The sequence below is a fragment of the Escherichia sp. E4930 genome, from assembly GCF_005845405.1.
Classification (GTDB): domain Bacteria; phylum Pseudomonadota; class Gammaproteobacteria; order Enterobacterales; family Enterobacteriaceae; genus Escherichia.
Genome location: NZ_VCDZ01000001.1, coordinates 36,702 through 55,218, shown reverse-complemented (window position 1 = coordinate 55,218; position 18,517 = coordinate 36,702). Strand labels below are relative to the sequence as shown.

The window sequence follows — 18,517 nt, the reverse complement described above, 5'->3', positions numbered from 1 at the left end:
AAGTTTACCCGTCAATACAACGAAACCCAAACTTTTTACGTTTTCATTTCCAAAGGTAACTGTTTAATTTTCCTGACGCAGATGACGCAGTGCTTACAGCTGAATGAATTCTGCATTAATGGCGGCATTATTCTTTACATTAGTTATGCAATTTTTATGGATGAGTTGTTGATATGCCATTGAAATTCAGAAAGCCGTGCAGGCAAGTTTCTCAATTGCCATCTACGCTTAATTTTGAAGGTGTATCACCGGGCACGTTGTTCTCATGGTCGGCAGGATGGCATGAGAGTTGCTGTGTTTTAGCAAGAGACGTCGTTCAGTTTACCTCTTCCGGGAGCCTCTACTATTCATATGAACGGCTCTTAACCTGTGCTAAAAAACGAAAGGACGGCATACCATGAATATATTCGATCACTATCGCCAGCGATATGAAGCTGCCAAGGACGAAGAGTTCACACTGCAGGAGTTTCTTACCATTTGTCGGCAAGATCGCAGTGCTTATGCCAACGCGGCAGAGCGGCTATTGATGGCTATTGGTGAGCCTGTCATGGTCGATACAGCCCAGGAGCCCAGACTTTCTCGACTCTTTTCTAACCGGGTCATCGCACGTTATCCGGCATTTGAAGAGTTTTACGGCATGGAAGACGCGATTGAACAGATTGTCTCTTATCTGAAACACGCGGCTCAGGGGCTGGAAGAGAAGAAACAAATCCTGTATCTGCTGGGGCCTGTGGGTGGGGGTAAGTCGTCACTTGCTGAACGACTGAAATCATTAATGCAACGCGTGCCTATTTATGTATTGAGCGCCAACGGTGAGCGAAGCCCGGTTAACGATCATCCGTTCTGCCTGTTCAATCCACAGGAAGATGCGCAGATCCTTGAAAAAGAGTACGGCATTCCACGCCGCTACCTTGGCACCATTATGTCGCCGTGGGCGGCAAAACGCCTGCATGAATTTGGTGGCGACATCACTAAATTTCGCGTGGTCAAAGTGTGGCCATCTATTTTGCAACAGATTGCCATTGCCAAAACGGAACCGGGCGATGAGAACAACCAGGATATTTCCGCGCTGGTGGGGAAAGTGGATATTCGTAAACTCGAACACCACGCCCAGAACGATCCGGATGCCTACGGCTATTCCGGGGCGCTGTGCCGCGCCAACCAGGGGATCATGGAATTTGTTGAGATGTTCAAAGCACCGATTAAAGTGCTGCATCCCCTGTTAACCGCCACTCAGGAAGGTAACTACAACGGGACGGAAGGTATCTCCGCCCTGCCGTTCAACGGGATTATTCTCGCCCACTCGAACGAATCTGAATGGGTGACTTTCCGTAATAATAAAAACAACGAAGCCTTCCTCGACCGTGTCTATATCGTGAAGGTGCCGTATTGCTTGCGTATTTCCGAAGAGATCAAAATCTACGAGAAATTACTTAATCATAGTGAATTGACTCACGCGCCATGCGCGCCAGGCACGCTGGAAACATTGTCACGTTTTTCTATTCTTTCGCGCCTGAAAGAGCCAGAAAACTCCAGCATTTATTCGAAGATGCGCGTTTATGATGGCGAAAGCCTGAAAGATACCGACCCGAAAGCCAAGTCATATCAGGAATATCGTGATTACGCGGGCGTCGATGAAGGGATGAACGGTCTGTCTACGCGTTTCGCGTTTAAGATCCTCTCCCGCGTGTTCAACTTCGATCACGTGGAAGTTGCGGCTAACCCGGTTCATCTGTTCTACGTTCTTGAACAGCAGATTGAACGCGAGCAGTTCCCGCAAGAGCAGGCCGAACGCTATCTGGAGTTCCTGAAAGGTTATCTGATCCCGAAATATGCCGAGTTTATCGGCAAAGAGATCCAGACGGCCTACCTTGAATCCTATTCTGAATATGGGCAGAACATTTTCGACCGTTATGTCACTTATGCGGATTTCTGGATTCAGGATCAGGAGTATCGCGACCCGGATACTGGTCAATTGTTTGATCGCGAGTCGCTGAACGCCGAGCTGGAGAAAATAGAAAAACCGGCGGGGATTAGCAATCCGAAAGATTTCCGTAACGAGATCGTCAACTTTGTACTGCGTGCCAGAGCGAATAACAGCGGACGCAATCCGAACTGGACCAGTTACGAAAAACTGCGCACGGTCATTGAGAAGAAAATGTTCTCCAATACCGAAGAGTTGTTGCCGGTCATTTCGTTTAACGCCAAAACCTCAACCGACGAGCAGAAGAAACACGACGATTTTGTCGACCGTATGATGGAAAAAGGCTACACCCGTAAACAGGTACGTTTACTGTGCGAATGGTATTTGCGCGTACGTAAATCGTCTTAACAACAACGGCCCGGTGCGCATGCGCCGGGCCTAAAACGACAGCGAACCGTGGGCCAGACAGGCGGCAACACAGGCGTAGCATACAGTTGGCAAATGCAGTACGGGGGGCATATGACCTGGTTTATTGACCGGCGTCTGAACGGCAAAAATAAAAGCATGGTGAATCGCCAGCGTTTTTTACGCCGTTATAAAGCGCAAATTAAACAGTCGATCTCCGAGGCCATTAATAAGCGTTCGGTGACCGATGTCGACAGCGGCGAGTCCGTTTCCATTCCAACGGAAGATATCAGCGAACCAATGTTTCATCAGGGGCGTGGCGGCTTGCGCCATCGCGTTCATCCGGGCAACGACCATTTCGTACAGAACGACCGTATTGAGCGGCCTCAAGGCGGCGGCGGTGGTTCTGGTAGCGGTCAGGGCCAGGCCAGCCAGGACGGTGAAGGTCAGGATGAATTCGTCTTTCAGATTTCGAAAGATGAGTATCTCGATCTGCTGTTTGAAGATTTGGCCTTACCAAATCTGAAACAAAACCAGCAACGCCAGTTGACCGAATTTAAAACACATCGCGCGGGTTATACCGCAAATGGCGTTCCGGCCAACATTAGTGTGGTGCGTTCATTGCAAAATTCACTGGCGCGACGTACCGCGATGACCGCGGGCAAGCGGCGGGAACTGCACGCGCTGGAAGAAGATTTAGCGATAATCAGCAATACTGAACCTGCGCAACTGCTGGAAGAGGAACGCTTGCGCAAAGAAATTGCCGAACTGCGAGCTAAAATTGAACGTGTTCCTTTCATCGACACTTTCGATTTACGCTACAAAAATTACGAGAAACGGCCCGATCCCTCCAGCCAGGCAGTAATGTTCTGCCTGATGGACGTTTCTGGCTCGATGGATCAATCCACCAAAGATATGGCCAAACGTTTTTATATACTTCTGTATCTGTTCCTGAGCAGAACATACAAGAACGTGGAAGTCGTTTACATTCGCCATCATACCCAGGCAAAAGAAGTTGATGAGCATGAGTTTTTCTACTCACAGGAAACGGGCGGCACCATTGTTTCCAGCGCGCTGAAACTGATGGATGATGTGGTAAAAGAGCGTTATAACCCGGCGCAGTGGAATATCTATGCTGCACAAGCATCGGACGGCGATAACTGGGCTGATGATTCTCCGCTGTGCCATGAGATTCTGGCGAAGAAATTACTGCCAGTTGTTCGTTATTACAGCTATATCGAAATTACCCGTCGCGCTCATCAGACATTGTGGCGAGAATATGAGCATCTGCAATCTACTTTCGAAAACTTTGCGATGCAGCATATCCGCGATCAGGATGATATTTATCCGGTATTCCGTGAACTGTTTCATAAGCAAAACGCAACTGCTAAAGACTAGTACCATCAGCCAGGTCATTATTACCTGGCTGATTTTTAGCTTACTGTAAATTATTTAATTTATTATATACGTTAGCTTACAATTGCTTTAAATATAACAGCGCGACCTTTACACAATTTAGTTCCAGAAAACAATCATTCGGAAAAATGATTTGATTAACACGTATTTTCCCGGGGTTATTCTTTAATTATTTTTTAGCAATACCGAAAATTGATCATGATCAAAACCACATATCTCGACCATCAATAAAATCAGCACTCACACTGCTCTCCTTTTTATGATTTCTATGTGTACACAAAAGCTAAAAGCACAAAGCTTTTTTATTTTCAGTTTGCTACTGACATTGATTTTATTTTGCATCACCACCTTATATAACGAAAACACCAATGTAAAACTCATCCCGCAGATGAATTACCTGATGGTTGTTGTGGCTTTGTTTTTCCTTAACGCCGTCATTTTTCTATTCATGCTAATGAAATATTTCACTAACCGTGAAATTTTTCCAACACTCATTTTAAGCCTTGCATTTTTAAGTGGTATTTTCTATTTAACTGAAACCATTGTCATTATTCATAAACCTATCAGTGACAGTACGCTTATTCAGGCTAAATCAAATGATGTTTCCATATTATATCTGTTTCGCCAGCTAAGTTTCATTTGCTTAACAGCGATAGCTCTCTTCTGTTATGACCGAAACAGTATTCTAACGAACAACAAGAAAAAAACCTGCATCCTGTTGTTGGCGCTGATACCTTTCATGTTGTTTCCCTTACTGGCACACAACCTGAGCAGTTATAATCCTGACTATTCCTTATACGTCGTAGATTACTGTCCGGATAACAATTCTGCGAGCTGGGGAATTAACTACACAAAAATTTTGGTTTGTCTTTGGGCATGTTTGCTGTTCTTTATTATCATGCGCACACGACTAGCAAGCGAACTTTGGCCGTCAATAGCGTTATTATGTCTGGCATCGCTCTGCTGTAACTTACTTCTGCTGACTCTGGATGAATATAATTACACCATCTGGTACATCAGTCGTGGCATTGAAGTTTCCAGCAAACTGTTCGTTGTAGCTTTTCTGATTTATAACATTTTTCAGGAGCTGCAACTCTCCAGCAAACTGGCGGTTCATGATGTGTTGACCAATATTTATAATCGCCGTTACTTTTTCAACAGCGTAGAGTCATTATTAACGCAACCTGTTGTGAAGGATTTTTGTATCATGCTGGTAGATATTAACCAGTTCAAACGCATCAATGACCTATGGGGACATCATGTGGGCGATAAAGTGCTGGTTTCAATTGTCGATATTATCCAGCAAAGTATCCGCCCCGATGACATTTTAGCCCGTCTTGAGGGGGAAGTATTTGGGCTGCTATTTACCGAACTCAATGCAGCCCAGGCAAAAATCATTGCTGAACGCATACGTAAAAATGTCGAACTCCTGACCGGCTTTAGTAACAGGTATAATGTTCCTGAACCAATGACCATCAGTATTGGCAGTGTTTTTTCCACTGGCGATACGCGTAATATTTCGCTTGTCATGACAGAAGCAGATAAAGCCTTACGTGAGGCGAAAAGCGAGAGGGGCAACAAAGTGATTATTCATCGTCTTTGAGTGCAAAAATATTCACAGCCATGCATTTTGCGTGGCTTTTGCATACAATTAATTCCTGATACCACTAAATTTCTTCTCCCCAACGGCACAGAGATGAGTATAATTAGCGCCCCTGTGCCAGGCCGCAATCGAACTTTAACTGGTTTTCTCATTTCACTAACCGAAGGAGTGCCATTTATCATGAAATTGCACCATAGAATGCTCCGGCATTTTATCGCCGCAAGTGTCATTGTGCTGACATCTTCCTTCCTTATTTTTGAACTTGTCGCCAGCGACAGAGCGATGAGCGCCTACTTGCGCTATATCGTCCAGAAAGCGGATTCCTCCTTTCTCTATGATAAGTATCAAAATCAGAGTATTGCCGCACATGTCATGCGCGCACTTGCTGCTGAGCAGTCAGAGGTGTCGCCAGAACAGCGACGTGCTATCTGCGAGGCTTTTGAAACGGCCAATAATACTCATGGATTAAATCTGACGGCCCATACTTATTCTGGCTTGCGCGGGACATTACAGAGCGCATCCGATGACTGTGACACAATTGTGGAAGCAGCGGCGCTATTACCCGCATTTGATCAAGCGGTGGAAGGCAATCGCCATCAAGATGAATATGGTTCCGGTCTTGGGATGGCCGAAGAGAAATTTCACTATTATCTCGATCTCAATGACCGCTATGTCTATTTTTATGAGCCGGTCAATGTTGAATACTTCGCCATGAATAACTGGTCGTTTTTGCAATCAGGAAGCATTGGCATTAACCGTAAAGATATTGAAAAGGTGTTTACCGGTCGCACCGTGTTATCGAGCATTTACCAGGATCAGCGTACCAAACAGAATGTGATGAGCTTGCTGACGCCGGTTTATCTCGCGGGTGAACTTAAAGGGATTGTGCTGCTGGATATCAATAAAAACAATCTGCGGAATATCTTTTACACTCATGACCGCCCTCTCCTCTGGCGTTTTCTCAATGTTACGCTTACCGATGTAGATTCGGGCCGAGACATTATTATCAACCAGAGTGAAGACAATCTGTTTCAGTATGTCAGTTATGTCCATGACTTACCTGGCGGAATTCGCGTCACATTATCCATTGATATTCTTTACTTTATTACTTCTTCATGGAAAAGCGTTGTCTTCTGGCTGCTGACGGCATTGATATTACTGAATATGGTACGCATGCACTTCCGCTTGTACCAAAATGTGACTCGCGAAAATATTAGCGATGCGATGACCGGATTGTATAACCGCAAAATATTGACTCCTGAGTTGCAGCAACGCTTGCAACGCCTGGTTCAGGCAGGTTCTGCAGTTATGTTCATTGCTATTGACATGGACAAGTTAAAACAAATTAACGACACACTGGGTCATCAGGAAGGTGATTTAGCGATTACTTTATTAGCACAGGCGATTAAACAGTCGATTCGTAAAAGTGATTACGCTATCCGTCTTGGCGGTGATGAATTTTGCATCATCCTGGTCGATTCGACGCCACAAATTGCTGCGCAATTGCCTGAACGTATTGAAAAACGCCTGCAACACATCGCGCCGCAGAAAGAGATCGGCTTCTCTTCCGGTATTTACGCGATGAAAGAAACCGATACGATACATGATGCTTATAAAGCTTCCGATGAACGTCTGTATGTCAATAAACAGAACAAAAACAGCAGTTCATGATAATCTTCTGTGGTTGTTTAGTTATAAATCCAGGAGCGTGAAATGACTGAAGTGGCTAAAGGAAGCGTGACGCATCAGCGCTTAATCGCTTTATTATCACAAGAAGGCGCTAACTTCCGCATCGTCACCCACGAAGCAGTGGGCAAATGTGAAGCGGTGTCAGAAATTCGCGGCACCGCTTTGGGCCAGGGCGCCAAGGCGCTGGTATGTAAAGTCAAAGGTAATGGCGTTAATCAACATGTATTAGCGATACTTCCTGCCGATCAACAGGCCGATCTGAGCCAACTCGCCAGTCACATTGGCGGGTTACGCGCCTCGCTTGCCAGCCCGGCAGAGGTCGATGAACTCACGGGCTGCGTTTTTGGCGCTATCCCACCTTTCAGCTTCCACCCCAAACTCAAACTGATCGCCGACCCACTACTCTTCGAGCGATTCGATGAAATTGCCTTCAATGCGGGCATGCTGGATAAATCAGTTATTCTTAACACCGCAGATTATTTACGTATTGCGCAACCAGAACTGGTCCATTTTCGCCGTACTGTATAACTAGCTGGTCCGTTCAAGTAGCAAAACTGACAGCACCAGCACAACCGCAATGGCAAAAAACGATGACGTGATAATCAGTGTCTCAATGAACATTTGATCGTTCATGGTTTTACCCCTGGAGATAACTGTTTTCACGTTATTGTTAGCGTACGTAAATGGCAGTTTGATGACAATTCTCCCTATTTTTTATGCAAAAAGGGTAATTAATGTCTGATTCCTGCCCTCAGCAAGCGTAAAGTACAGGGGGTAATTATTTTTTGGCAAGGAAACCACGATGTTTGATGTCACTTTGTTAATCCTCCTCGGATTAGCTGCGCTGGGCTTCATCAGCCACAACACCACTGTCGCCGTTTCAATTCTGGTGTTGATCATTGTCCGCGTCACACCGTTGAGCACCTTTTTCCCCTGGATTGAAAAACAAGGGTTGAGCATCGGGATAATTATTCTCACCATCGGTGTTATGGCCCCAATCGCCAGCGGGACGCTGCCCCCGTCAACACTTGTTCACTCGTTTCTGAACTGGAAATCATTAGTCGCGATTGCCGTAGGCGTCATTGTTTCCTGGCTTGGCGGACGCGGCGTCACGTTGATGGGTAGTCAACCACAACTGGTAGCCGGATTGCTGATGGGTACGGTTTTGGGCGTAGCGCTTTTTCGCGGTGTGCCCGTCGGCCCGCTTATTGCTGCTGGCCTGGTTTCGCTGATTATTGGTAAGCAGTAATTGTTGCCGCAGCCGCCATAAGCATAAAAACAAAGTGCTATAGTGGCGTGGCAATGTTGCGTGAAAGGGAGAACAAACACGATGAATATTCAGTGTAAACGCGTCTATGATCCGGCTGAACAAGGCGATGGTTATCGCGTACTGGTCGATCGTCTCTGGCCGCGTGGTATCAAGAAAACAGATTTAGCACTTGATGAATGGGACAAAACCATCACGCCTTCAACAGAACTACGCAAAGCCTTTCACGGCGAAGTGATCGATTTTGAAACCTTTCGCGAACAATATCTTGCAGAACTGGCGCAGCATGAGCAAGAAGGGAAACGACTGGCGGATATTGCCCGCCAGCAGACACTAACCCTACTCTATTCGGCAAAAAATACCACGCAAAACCATGCACTGGTGCTGGCCGATTGGCTACGCAGTTTGTGATTCCAGCCCGGCATCCGGTTGTTATTTTCTATCAGCCGGATGATCCCTGCGCCATAATGCCCATTCATCAATCGTTTCGCCGCCCGGTAATTTGCAATTGTTGCTGACCCCTTGCGCTGTTTGTACCGGAATAAGCGTACCTCCCTTTTGCTGGCAGTAGACCGATGCAGGATTAGCCATTCCAACATGTGGCGGTTTAGGCGCATCGGGTTGAGAAGCGTTTGAACACCCCGCCAGGACTAACAGGCAAGGCAAAGCAAAACGGATAATTTTCATATAGTGATCTCACTCGTTTATCTACACTTTAGAGTATCGCGGTATCGTTATGTTTTGCAGCACTATTTCTTTTACATTCATTCAAAATATATTACGTCTGGTTTCATCTTTGTTGATGATGTTTTATCATGCCTGTAAAGATTAAATATTCAGCATTTACCTACCACCTCCTGGAGTTCTTTCGTGTCAGATCAGATCATTGCCCGCGTCTCGCAGTCACTCGCCTCGGAACAGTCTCTGGAAAGTCTGGTCCGGCAACTTCTGGAGATGCTAGAAATGGTTACCGACATGGAGTCGACGTATCTGACAAAAGTGGATATTGACGCGCGCCTGCAACACATTTTGTATGCCCGTAATAGCCAGAAAATGCACATCCCGGAGAATTTTACCGTTTCCTGGGATCACTCATTGTGCAAACGCGCAATTGATGAGAACTGTTTTTTCAGCGATGAAGTCCCTGACCGTTGGGGCGACTGCATTGCGGCACGCAATCTTGGGATCACGACATTTCTGAGCACGCCGATTCACTTACCGGATGGCTCATTCTACGGCACGCTTTGCGCCGCCAGCAGCGAGAAACGCCCGTGGAGCGAACGCGCGGAGCAAGTTTTGCAGTTATTCGCCGGGCTTATTACACAATACATCCAAAAAGAGGCGCTGGTTGAGCAATTGCGTGAAGCTAATGCGGCGTTGATTGCGCAATCTTATACTGACTCTTTGACGGGACTGCCGAATCGAAGGGCAATTTTTGATAATCTGACGACACTGTTTTCTCTCGCGCGGCATCTGAAGCGTAAAGCAATTATTGCCTTTATCGATCTGGATAACTTCAAATTAATCAATGACCGTTTTGGTCATAATAGCGGCGATCTGTTTCTCATTCAGGTTGGCCAGCGCCTTAACACACTACATCAGAATAGCGAGATTATTGGTCGTCTCGGCGGTGATGAATTTTTGGTCGCTTCGCTGGCCGATGAAAATGCCGATATCCCGTCATTGCGTGAGCGTATTCAGCAGCAAATACGCGGTGAATATCACTTAGGTGATGTTGACTTGTTTTATCCTGGCGCCAGCCTTGGCATTATTGAAGTGGATCCTGAAACAACCGATGCCGACAGCGCCCTGCATGCCGCCGATATTGCAATGTACCAGGAGAAAAAACACAAAGAGAAAAAGCCTTTTGTCGCGCATTCAGCTCTGGATTCCTGAGGCGTATTCACATCCTTTTGATTGGTGATAACATGCGAATCGGTATTATTTTCCCTGTCGTAATCTTTATTACGGCAGTCGTATTTTTAGCGTGGTTTTTTATTGGCGGCTATGCTGCCCCGGGAGCATAAAGATGAAAAAAACAACGATTATTATGATGGGTGTTGCGATTATTGTCGTCCTCGGTACCGAGCTAGGGTGGTGGTAACACTGCACCTGTAAAAATAGCAAAGGCTGCGAAAAAGCAGCCTTTGTTTTATTTCAGCGTTAGCTTTTGACTTTTCTGTAGATAAACAGCACGACAAGCGCACCGATCACCGCAACCACGAAGCTGCCAAAGTTGAAGCCATCGACTTTACCAAAACCAAACCGTGTACTGATCCATCCGCCGACCACGGCGCCGACAATCCCCAACAGGATAGTCATGAAGAATCCACCACCATCTTTACCTGGCATAATCCACTTAGCCAGAATACCAGCAATAAGCCCAAAAATAATCCATGACAGAATGCCCATTTTATCCTTCCTTATCTGTTTTGTATTAGCGAGTTGGTCGCTAATAAAAAGCATAGCACAACATCAAAGAAGTAAAAATTGTGATGAGCATCACGCATATTTTTTTGCGATGACGCATAAAATGGCGCAATTTTCTATCAGGTAAAATTACCAGCCACAAACATCATGTTCGTTTTCTGTGTCATAAGAGCGCACCGTGTTAACAAGATCTTTTAACACTTCCGCCGCAACTTCTGGCACCAGCAATGTCATCGGTGTCTCTGTTTCATAATCAACAGAGACACCATTACTGTTATTGGTGACGGTTACGGTATACGTTGCTTTGCCCATAATTCATCTCCCGGTATGAATGACTTTCCGTTGTTTTGCGCCTTCCATCAGGACTTCAGGAGCAACGAAGAAGTCGATGTTGAAATAAGTATCGTCAGTCATGGCTTCAATGTTGTGCCATTTTTCCGGCGGGAACACCGCAAATTGCCCTGCTTCGATAAGGATCACCTGATCAGGTTCTGTGCTGTGTTCATCAGCATAGCCGAGATATTTGACCGCCCCATGCATAACTGACAATCGAGGGTAAACCCCGGGACGAGTTCCTTTATCAAGATGACGTTCGAATATTCCGGCAGGTGCGGTTTGTTTATTCCAGAAAGGTGTTGAGCGTGTATGAATGTAATTCTGTGGGATTTGTAGCATCCTTCTCCCTCCTTCGGTAAATGCGCTGAAAACCGTTTACTCCAGCCGTTTCAGGGTACGCCTGATAATTTGCATTTTAAATACCATTTATTGGTTACTTTTTAGCACCGTGTCAACGTCCAGTCGCGGTGGCGTTCAGGAGGGAAGCCCGCGGTATCGCGGGCGGAAAGTATTAAGATTGCAGCGTCGCCAGTCGAGCGGCAAAACCGACAAACATCAAACCAATCAGAGAGTTGCCTAGTTTTGCCAGTTTCTTTTTAGTGCGAATGTACTGCGTGACAAAGGCGCCGGAAATAATCAGAAAGCTCAAATAACAGAAGCTGACTATCTCAAGTGTCATCGCCAGAATAAAGAACGAAATACCCGTATGTGGCGCATTAACGTCGATAAATTGCACGAAAAATGACACGTAGAATAAAATAGCTTTCGGGTTGGTCAGGCTCAATATTAAGGCGCGCTTGAAAATAGCGCCATATTGCGGTTCATCCGATTTGGCCTCGCTATTGTTGCCCTTCAGGGTGGCGTAAAGAATTTTACCCCCAAGATAGAGCAAATAAAACGCGCCAAGATAACGTACGATGTTGAATAATATCGGTGTGGTCTTAATCAACGTTGCCACACCTGCCCACGCCAGAAACATTAATACCGCATCACCAATAAATACGCCGCAGGCTGCAAGATAACCACCTTTCACTCCACTGCTGACGCTATTTTTAAGCACAAACAAAGTATTCGGCCCAGGCACCAGCACGATAAAAATGGCCCCAACCAGATAGGTCCAGTAATTCAGAACCCCATATTCAGCGAACACGTTAACCTCTTTAATTTTCTTTGGGAAATGCGCGATTAAAGGTGAATATGCTAACCAATCTTTAGTGGCTTAGAAAGGAGAAAATCAGGTTTTAACCTGATAATAACCCGATGACTGAATCATTAATCAGGCGTGGTCCAGTGAAAAATTCGGGTAGTGCTCGGCAAAATACTGGCGCAAAAACTCTACCGTTATCCGCACCTTCGCTGATGTTGCCAGCCTGGATACATACACCGCCCAGACATTCGCGGGCTGATAATACTCCGGTAGTACCTGCACCAAATGGCCACTGGCAATATTTTCGCTGACATCCCACCAGGAGCGCAGCGCAATACCCTGACCATCGAGACACCATTGATGCACTATTTCACCATGATTAGACGACAGCGGGCCGGTGACTTTAATGGCGTGGTTTCCTTCTTTATTGCGCAATTGCCAGACGCCAAATGGATGATCGCGCTCTTTTATAACCAGACAGGGTAACGCTGAAAGGTCCGTGAAATGTTTCGGCGCACCATGTTGCGCAATAAATTCCGGCGACGCGCAGAGGATACGGTAATTGGTCGCCAGTTTGCGGGCGATTAAGTTAGGTGCAATGTCATCACCAATACGAATATCGAGATCGACGCCTTCATTAACCAGGTCGACCAGTCTGTCTTCCACGTCAAAGCGTAATTCCAGTTGCGGATAAGCCTTTGCCAGCGCCGATAATGCCGGAGCAACAACTCGCCGTCCAAACCCAAAACTACTGATAACACGCAACATCCCTTGTGGCACGAGGCGCACGTCGGAGAGTTCATCCATCATCTGCCCGACATCCTGCAATATGCGCTGCGCCCACTCATAAATCCGCTCACCTTCTTCGGTGATCGTCACGCGACGAGTGGTGCGGTGTAATAACACCACGTTCAGCGTTTGTTCCAGTAAGGCGATACGCTTGCTAACGAAAGCCGGAGAAACACCCATTTCTTCTGCTACAGCAGCAAAACCAGCCCGGCGAGCCACCAGCATAAAGACGCGCAAATCGTTCAGCAGCGGTAAATTATTCATGATTCGTGTTTTATGTTTCACCAGTTGCGGGGATTAATTCCTTTTCAGTCAATTATAGGATGAGGGTATTGTCAATTTTGATGGTCAGGAAGTGAGAACCCAATGATGAAAACGTTTCGGATCGCTGCAATACCCGGGGATGGAATCGGCAAAGAAGTCCTTCCTGAAGGGATTCGTGTGTTACAGGCTGCCGCTGAACGCTGGGGCTTTGCCTTAAGCTTTGAGCAGATGGAGTGGGCAAGTTGCGAATATTACAGCCATCACGGCAAAATGATGCCGGACGACTGGCATGAACAACTCAGCTGTTTCGACGCTATCTACTTTGGTGCTGTCGGCTGGCCGGATACCGTTCCGGACCATATTTCGTTATGGGGATCGCTGCTGAAATTTCGCCGTGAATTTGACCAATACGTTAACCTGCGTCCGGTCCGCCTCTTTCCTGGCGTACCTTGCCCACTGGCGGGGAAACAGCCTGGCGATATCGATTTTTACGTAGTGCGCGAGAACACAGAAGGCGAATACTCGTCTCTGGGTGGACGGCTAAACGAAGGAACGGAGCATGAGGTTGTCATCCAGGAATCGGTATTTACCCGCCGTGGCGTCGACCGTATTTTGCGTTATGCCTTTGAACTTGCACAAAGCCGCCCACGTAAAACTCTGACTTCCGCCACCAAATCTAACGGTTTAGCCATCAGCATGCCGTACTGGGACGAACGCGTGGAAGCAATGGCAGAAAATTACCCGGCGATCCGCTGGGACAAGCAGCATATTGATATTCTCTGCGCGCGCTTTGTGATGCAACCAGAACGTTTTGACGTGGTGGTGGCATCCAATTTGTTTGGCGATATCCTTTCCGATCTTGGCCCGGCCTGCACCGGCACTATCGGCATTGCCCCATCCGCCAACCTGAATCCGGAACGTACTTTTCCGTCGCTCTTCGAGCCTGTCCACGGTTCCGCGCCGGATATCTACGGGAAAAATATTGCTAACCCTATCGCCACGATTTGGGCCGGTGCAATGATGCTCGATTTCCTCGGCAATGGCGATGAGCGTTTCCAGCAAGCGCATAACGCTATTCTGGCAGCGATTGAAGAAGTGATTGCTCACGGGCCGAAAACACCCGATATGAAAGGCAATGCCACCACACCACAGGTTGCCGACGCGATTTGCAAAATTATTTTGCGTTAAGGTCAAACCAGTTTATTTGAACCGCGTCACTGACGCGGTTTTTTTATTCATTCTCTTCAGTAAATAACCTGCGTCATTTCACCTTTTATTGTTTCCGTTTCGTGTTTTATGGCTTTCCGTATTCTTAATTGTTTAATTTATGTAACATGCAAATAATCAATTTGTTAAACACAACATGCAATTCATTACCCTGCACATAATTACAACTGGCAAAAGCCAGAGACGGGCTTTTATGCCCAGGAGATGACTCATGATGAGCAATGTTAAGAAAAAAGATGTGCCGCTGATAAGCATCAGTCTGGTGGCCATTCTTTTCATCGCAGCTGCATTAAGCCTTTTCCCACAACAATCGGCCGACGCGGCCAACGCAATATTCACTTTTGTCACGCGTACGTTAGGTTCCGCCGTACAGGTATTGGTTTTGCTGGCAATGGGACTGGTGATTTATTTAGCCACCAGTAAATACGGCAATATTCGTCTTGGCGAAGGAAAACCGGAATACAGCACGCTCTCCTGGCTGTTTATGTTTATTTGTGCCGGTTTAGGTTCTTCTACGCTTTATTGGGGGGTTGCTGAGTGGGCCTATTATTATCAAACGCCTGGTTTAAATATCGCGCCGCGTTCACAACAGGCACTCGAATTTAGCGTTCCCTACTCCTTCTTCCATTGGGGAATCAGCGCGTGGGCAACCTATACGCTGGCCTCATTAATCATGGCTTACCACTTCCATGTGCGGAAAAATAAGGGGCTGAGTCTTTCCGGCATTATTGCCGCCATTACCGGCGTTCGCCCGCAAGGTCCGTGGGGAAAACTGGTCGATTTGATGTTCCTGATCGCCACTGTCGGCGCACTGACTATTTCCCTGGTCGTCACCGCCGCAACTTTTACTCGTGGTCTTTCCGCGCTGACCGGTTTACCGGATAACTTCACCGTGCAGGCATTTGTGATCCTGCTTTCCGGCGGCATTTTTTGCCTTAGCTCGTGGATTGGTATCAACAACGGTTTGCAGCGTCTGAGCAAAATGGTCGGCTGGGGCGCCTTCCTGCTGCCATTGCTGGTTCTGATTGTCGGCCCAACCGAATTTATTACCAACAGCATCATCAATGCCATCGGCCTGACCACGCAAAACTTCCTGCAAATGAGCTTATTTACCGATCCGCTTGGCGATGGTTCATTTACCCGCAACTGGACCGTTTTCTACTGGCTGTGGTGGATCTCATACACGCCCGGCGTAGCAATGTTTGTCACCCGCGTTTCGCGCGGCCGTAAGATTAAAGAAGTTATCTGGGGACTGATCCTCGGCAGCACCGTCGGTTGCTGGTTCTTCTTCGGCGTAATGGAAAGCTATGCCATTCACCAGTTTATCAATGGCGTAATCAACGTCCCACAGGTGCTGGAAACACTGGGCGGTGAAACTGCCGTTCAACAAGTTCTGATGTCGTTGCCTGCAGGTAAATTATTCCTCGCCGCATACCTGGGCGTGATGATTATTTTCCTTGCCTCGCATATGGATGCGGTGGCCTACACCATGGCGGCGACCAGTACGCGAAATCTCCAGGAAGGTGACGATCCTGACCGTGGGCTGCGTCTTTTCTGGTGCGTGGTGATCACACTGATCCCGCTTTCAATTCTGTTCACCGGCGCGTCGCTGGAAACGATGAAAACCACCGTCGTGCTCACAGCCCTTCCCTTCCTTGTCATTTTACTGGTGAAAGTCGGCGGATTTCTTCGCTGGCTGAAACAGGATTACGCCGACATTCCGGCTCATCAAGTTGAACATTATCTCCCGCAGACACCGGTTGAAGCCCCGGAAAAAACGCCAGTGCTCCCTGCGGGAACCGTATTCAAAGGCGACAACTGAGCGCCATCATCCTAACGATAAAGGTATCCCTATGAGCAATCTGAGCCCTGACTTTGTACTACCCGAAAATTTTTGCGCTAACCCGCAAGAGGCGTGGACCATTCCTGCCCGTTTTTATACCGATCAGAACGCCTTTGAACACGAAAAAGAGAACGTCTTCGCTAAAAGCTGGATTTGCGTCGCCCACAGCAGCGAACTGGCGAATGCTAATGATTACGTGACGCGTGAGATCATTGGCGAAAGCATCGTGCTGGTACGCGGTCGTGATAAGGTTTTGCGCGCGTTCTATAACGTGTGTCCGCACCGTGGTCATCAGTTGTTGAGCGGTGAAGGAAAAGCAAAAAATGTGATTACCTGCCCATATCACGCATGGGCATTCAAACTCGATGGCAACCTGGCCCATGCGCGTAACTGTGAAAACGTCGCCAATTTCGATAGCGACAAAGCACAACTGGTCCCGGTGCGTCTGGAAGAGTATACCGGATTCGTCTTCATCAACATGGACCCCAACGCCACCAGCGTAGAAGATCAGTTACCCGGTCTGGGAGCGAAAGTGCTGGAAGCCTGCCCGGAAGTCCACGACCTGAAACTGGCGGCCCGCTTTACCACCCGCACGCCTGCCAACTGGAAGAACATTGTCGATAACTATCTCGAGTGCTATCACTGTGGTCCGGCGCACCCAGGTTTCTCCGACTCCGTACAGGTTGATCGTTACTGGCACACCATGCACGGTAACTGGACGCTGCAATACGGTTTCGCAAAACCATCCGAACAGTCGTTTAAATTTGAAGAAGGTACGGATGCGGCATTCCACGGTTTCTGGCTGTGGCCGTGCACGATGCTGAACGTCACGCCGATCAAAGGGATGATGACGGTCATTTATGAATTCCCGGTGGATTCTGAAACTACCCTGCAAAACTACGATATTTACTTCACCAATGAAGAGTTAACCGACGAGCAAAAATCGCTGATTGAGTGGTATCGCGATGTATTCCGTCCGGAGGATTTACGTCTGGTTGAAAGCGTACAGAAAGGGCTGAAATCGCGTGGCTATCGTGGTCAGGGGCGCATCATGGCCGACAGTAGCGATAGCGGGATTTCCGAACACGGTATCGCCCACTTCCATAATCTGCTGGCGCAGGTGTTTAAGGACTAATGACATCGGCGGCGGTATTTTCCGCCGCCGGGCTGATTTTTGATGGAGTACAGCAATGTCAGACTATCAAATGTTTGAAGTACAGGTGAGTCAGGTGGAACTGCTTACCGAAGAGGTGAAACGCTTCACGCTGGTGGCAACCGATGGCAAACCATTACCTGCGTTCACCGGAGGAAGTCACGTCATTGTGCAGATGAGCGATGGTGATAACCAGTACAGCAATGCGTATTCACTGCTGAGTTCGCCGCTCGATACAACTCATTATCAGATTGCCGTTCGACTGGAAGAAAACTCGCGCGGTGGTTCGCGCTTTTTGCATCAGCAGGTGAAAGCAGGCGATCGGTTGACCATTTCGACGCCTAATAATCTGTTTGCGCTAATTCCCTCGGCCAGAAAGCATCTGTTTATCGCGGGCGGTATTGGTATCACCCCTTTCCTGTCGCACATGGCAGAGTTGCAACACAGCGACGTCGACTGGCAGCTACATTACTGCTCGCGAAATCCAGAAAGCTGCGCATTTCGTGATGAGCTAGTCCAACATCCGCAGGCTGAGAAAATCCATTTGCATCACTCATCGACCGGAACGCGACTTGAATTAGCGCGATTATTGGCGGATATCGAACCTGGCACACACGTTTATACCTGTGGCCCCGAGGCGCTAAATGAAGCGGTAAGAAGTGAAGCTGCACGTCTGGACATCGCCGCCGATACGCTGCACTTTGAGCAGTTTGCTATTGAAGACAAAACCGGCGATGCGTTTACACTGGTGCTCGCCCGTTCCGGTAAAGAGTTTGTGGTGCCGGAAGAGATGACCATTTTGCAGGTTATTGAAAATAATAAAGCGGCAAAAGTGGAATGTTTATGTCGTGAAGGGGTATGCGGGACCTGCGAAACGGCGATTCTGGAAGGTGAAGCTGACCATCGGGATCAGTATTTTAGCGATGAAGAACGCGCCAGCCAACAAAGTATGTTGATCTGTTGTTCACGTGCGAAGGGTAAACGCCTGGTGTTAGATTTGTAGTTTGTCTGAAGCCGGACGCCC

The 18,517-nt window shown here is 47.5% G+C and carries 21 protein-coding genes; 14 read left to right on the top strand and 7 right to left on the bottom strand.

What is annotated here, in order from left to right; all coding sequences use genetic code 11:
• Positions 1–397 precede the first annotated feature (397 nt).
• The 5 genes from yeaG (at position 398) to yeaK (ending at position 7,565) form a co-directional block, all read left to right on the top strand.
• Positions 398–2,332, top strand: coding sequence for a protein kinase YeaG (gene yeaG / locus FFT88_RS00295; RefSeq protein WP_064529211.1), 1,935 nt, complete (start codon positions 398–400; stop codon positions 2,330–2,332).
• A gap of 111 nt (positions 2,333–2,443) precedes the next feature.
• Positions 2,444–3,727: a YeaH/YhbH family protein gene (locus FFT88_RS00290; RefSeq protein ID WP_064529212.1), complete on the top strand. Its 1,284-nt coding sequence runs from the start codon at positions 2,444–2,446 to the stop codon at positions 3,725–3,727.
• A gap of 277 nt (positions 3,728–4,004) precedes the next feature.
• Positions 4,005–5,348, top strand: coding sequence for a GGDEF domain-containing protein (locus tag FFT88_RS00285; protein WP_135405797.1), 1,344 nt, complete (start codon positions 4,005–4,007; stop codon positions 5,346–5,348).
• A 180-nt stretch (positions 5,349–5,528) separates the two neighbouring features.
• Positions 5,529–7,019, top strand: coding sequence for a diguanylate cyclase DgcJ (gene dgcJ, locus FFT88_RS00280; RefSeq protein WP_130219014.1), 1,491 nt, complete (start codon positions 5,529–5,531; stop codon positions 7,017–7,019).
• A 42-nt stretch (positions 7,020–7,061) separates the two neighbouring features.
• Complete coding sequence (yeaK, locus tag FFT88_RS00275) at positions 7,062–7,565, top strand: mischarged aminoacyl-tRNA deacylase (protein ID WP_135405796.1); 504 nt, start codon at positions 7,062–7,064, stop codon at positions 7,563–7,565.
• Here yeaK and yoaI read toward each other — a convergent pair whose 3' ends face one another.
• Positions 7,566–7,670, bottom strand: coding sequence for a small membrane protein YoaI (yoaI, locus tag FFT88_RS00270; protein WP_130218789.1), 105 nt, complete (start codon positions 7,668–7,670; stop codon positions 7,566–7,568).
• Positions 7,671–7,839: 169 nt separating this feature from the next.
• Between yoaI and FFT88_RS00265 the strand changes: the two genes are divergently transcribed.
• Both FFT88_RS00265 and FFT88_RS00260 read left to right on the top strand, forming a co-directional pair.
• Entirely contained in the window at positions 7,840–8,286 is a 447-nt protein-coding gene (locus FFT88_RS00265) for a DUF441 domain-containing protein (protein ID WP_130223473.1), read from the top strand.
• An 81-nt stretch (positions 8,287–8,367) separates the two neighbouring features.
• On the top strand, positions 8,368–8,715 hold the full coding sequence (locus FFT88_RS00260; protein ID WP_064529217.1) for a DUF488 domain-containing protein: 348 nt from the start codon (positions 8,368–8,370) through the stop codon (positions 8,713–8,715).
• Between the two features lie 21 nt (positions 8,716–8,736).
• Here FFT88_RS00260 and FFT88_RS00255 read toward each other — a convergent pair whose 3' ends face one another.
• The gene (locus FFT88_RS00255; protein WP_135405795.1) at positions 8,737–8,991 is read right to left on the bottom strand and encodes a DUF333 domain-containing protein; all 255 of its coding nucleotides are present in this window, start codon (positions 8,989–8,991) and stop codon (positions 8,737–8,739) included.
• 183 nt (positions 8,992–9,174) lie between these two features.
• On the opposite strand from FFT88_RS00255, the gene FFT88_RS00250 reads away from it, so the two are divergent.
• Genes FFT88_RS00250 through yoaJ form a run of 3 tightly spaced genes read left to right on the top strand, consistent with a single transcriptional unit; the run spans position 9,175 to position 10,408 of the window.
• On the top strand, positions 9,175–10,200 hold the full coding sequence (locus FFT88_RS00250; protein WP_130208400.1) for a sensor domain-containing diguanylate cyclase: 1,026 nt from the start codon (positions 9,175–9,177) through the stop codon (positions 10,198–10,200).
• A 32-nt stretch (positions 10,201–10,232) separates the two neighbouring features.
• Positions 10,233–10,331, top strand: coding sequence for a YoaK family small membrane protein (locus FFT88_RS00245; protein WP_001219350.1), 99 nt, complete (start codon positions 10,233–10,235; stop codon positions 10,329–10,331).
• Between the two features lie 2 nt (positions 10,332–10,333).
• Positions 10,334–10,408 carry a protein YoaJ gene (gene yoaJ, locus FFT88_RS00240; RefSeq protein WP_001386836.1) on the top strand — a complete coding sequence of 25 codons (75 nt, stop codon included), beginning with the start codon at positions 10,334–10,336 and terminating at the stop codon, positions 10,406–10,408.
• 59 nt (positions 10,409–10,467) lie between these two features.
• Here yoaJ and FFT88_RS00235 read toward each other — a convergent pair whose 3' ends face one another.
• From FFT88_RS00235 to dmlR, 5 genes are all read right to left on the bottom strand, one after another.
• Positions 10,468–10,716: a GlsB/YeaQ/YmgE family stress response membrane protein gene (locus FFT88_RS00235; RefSeq protein WP_135405794.1), complete on the bottom strand. Its 249-nt coding sequence runs from the start codon at positions 10,714–10,716 to the stop codon at positions 10,468–10,470.
• Positions 10,717–10,863: 147 nt separating this feature from the next.
• Positions 10,864–11,046 (bottom strand): DUF1869 domain-containing protein, encoded by a 183-nt coding sequence (locus tag FFT88_RS00230; protein ID WP_064529220.1) that lies wholly within the window; start codon positions 11,044–11,046, stop codon positions 10,864–10,866.
• 3 nt (positions 11,047–11,049) lie between these two features.
• Positions 11,050–11,400: a DUF1971 domain-containing protein YeaR gene (gene yeaR / locus FFT88_RS00225; protein ID WP_240725503.1), complete on the bottom strand. Its 351-nt coding sequence runs from the start codon at positions 11,398–11,400 to the stop codon at positions 11,050–11,052.
• A 181-nt stretch (positions 11,401–11,581) separates the two neighbouring features.
• The gene (leuE, locus tag FFT88_RS00220; protein ID WP_130208404.1) at positions 11,582–12,220 is read right to left on the bottom strand and encodes a leucine efflux protein LeuE; all 639 of its coding nucleotides are present in this window, start codon (positions 12,218–12,220) and stop codon (positions 11,582–11,584) included.
• A gap of 126 nt (positions 12,221–12,346) precedes the next feature.
• On the bottom strand, positions 12,347–13,270 hold the full coding sequence (gene dmlR, locus FFT88_RS00215) for a DNA-binding transcriptional regulator DmlR (protein WP_130257682.1): 924 nt from the start codon (positions 13,268–13,270) through the stop codon (positions 12,347–12,349).
• A gap of 102 nt (positions 13,271–13,372) precedes the next feature.
• On the opposite strand from dmlR, the gene dmlA reads away from it, so the two are divergent.
• The 4 genes from dmlA to yeaX all read left to right on the top strand — a co-directional run bounded on the left by dmlA (position 13,373) and on the right by yeaX (position 18,496).
• Positions 13,373–14,458 (top strand): multifunctional D-malate/3-isopropylmalate/tartarate dehydrogenase, encoded by a 1,086-nt coding sequence (dmlA, locus tag FFT88_RS00210; protein WP_135405793.1) that lies wholly within the window; start codon positions 13,373–13,375, stop codon positions 14,456–14,458.
• Between the two features lie 250 nt (positions 14,459–14,708).
• Entirely contained in the window at positions 14,709–16,319 is a 1,611-nt protein-coding gene (gene yeaV, locus FFT88_RS00205; protein ID WP_130218778.1) for a BCCT family transporter YeaV, read from the top strand.
• A 31-nt stretch (positions 16,320–16,350) separates the two neighbouring features.
• The gene (gene yeaW / locus FFT88_RS00200) at positions 16,351–17,475 is read left to right on the top strand and encodes a carnitine monooxygenase, oxygenase subunit YeaW (protein ID WP_135405792.1); all 1,125 of its coding nucleotides are present in this window, start codon (positions 16,351–16,353) and stop codon (positions 17,473–17,475) included.
• A 55-nt stretch (positions 17,476–17,530) separates the two neighbouring features.
• A complete protein-coding gene (yeaX, locus tag FFT88_RS00195; RefSeq protein WP_135405791.1) occupies positions 17,531–18,496 on the top strand; it encodes a carnitine monooxygenase reductase subunit YeaX in 966 nt (321 codons plus the stop codon).
• Positions 18,497–18,517 lie beyond the last annotated feature (21 nt).

Coding starts and splice junctions, on each gene's coding strand:
- yeaW (WP_135405792.1), top strand. CDS start 16,351: ATGAGCAATCTGAGCCCTGACTTTGTACTACCCGAAAATTTTTGCGCT.
- FFT88_RS00285 (WP_135405797.1), top strand. CDS start 4,005: ATGATTTCTATGTGTACACAAAAGCTAAAAGCACAAAGCTTTTTTATT.
- dmlR (WP_130257682.1), bottom strand. CDS start 13,270: ATGAATAATTTACCGCTGCTGAACGATTTGCGCGTCTTTATGCTGGTG.
- yeaV (WP_130218778.1), top strand. CDS start 14,709: ATGATGAGCAATGTTAAGAAAAAAGATGTGCCGCTGATAAGCATCAGT.
- dgcJ (WP_130219014.1), top strand. CDS start 5,529: ATGAAATTGCACCATAGAATGCTCCGGCATTTTATCGCCGCAAGTGTC.
- yoaI (WP_130218789.1), bottom strand. CDS start 7,670: ATGAACGATCAAATGTTCATTGAGACACTGATTATCACGTCATCGTTT.
- yeaX (WP_135405791.1), top strand. CDS start 17,531: ATGTCAGACTATCAAATGTTTGAAGTACAGGTGAGTCAGGTGGAACTG.
- FFT88_RS00265 (WP_130223473.1), top strand. CDS start 7,840: ATGTTTGATGTCACTTTGTTAATCCTCCTCGGATTAGCTGCGCTGGGC.
- FFT88_RS00290 (WP_064529212.1), top strand. CDS start 2,444: ATGACCTGGTTTATTGACCGGCGTCTGAACGGCAAAAATAAAAGCATG.
- FFT88_RS00235 (WP_135405794.1), bottom strand. CDS start 10,716: ATGGGCATTCTGTCATGGATTATTTTTGGGCTTATTGCTGGTATTCTG.
- yeaG (WP_064529211.1), top strand. CDS start 398: ATGAATATATTCGATCACTATCGCCAGCGATATGAAGCTGCCAAGGAC.
- FFT88_RS00260 (WP_064529217.1), top strand. CDS start 8,368: ATGAATATTCAGTGTAAACGCGTCTATGATCCGGCTGAACAAGGCGAT.
- yeaK (WP_135405796.1), top strand. CDS start 7,062: ATGACTGAAGTGGCTAAAGGAAGCGTGACGCATCAGCGCTTAATCGCT.
- FFT88_RS00245 (WP_001219350.1), top strand. CDS start 10,233: ATGCGAATCGGTATTATTTTCCCTGTCGTAATCTTTATTACGGCAGTC.
- FFT88_RS00255 (WP_135405795.1), bottom strand. CDS start 8,991: ATGAAAATTATCCGTTTTGCTTTGCCTTGCCTGTTAGTCCTGGCGGGG.
- dmlA (WP_135405793.1), top strand. CDS start 13,373: ATGATGAAAACGTTTCGGATCGCTGCAATACCCGGGGATGGAATCGGC.
- FFT88_RS00230 (WP_064529220.1), bottom strand. CDS start 11,046: ATGGGCAAAGCAACGTATACCGTAACCGTCACCAATAACAGTAATGGT.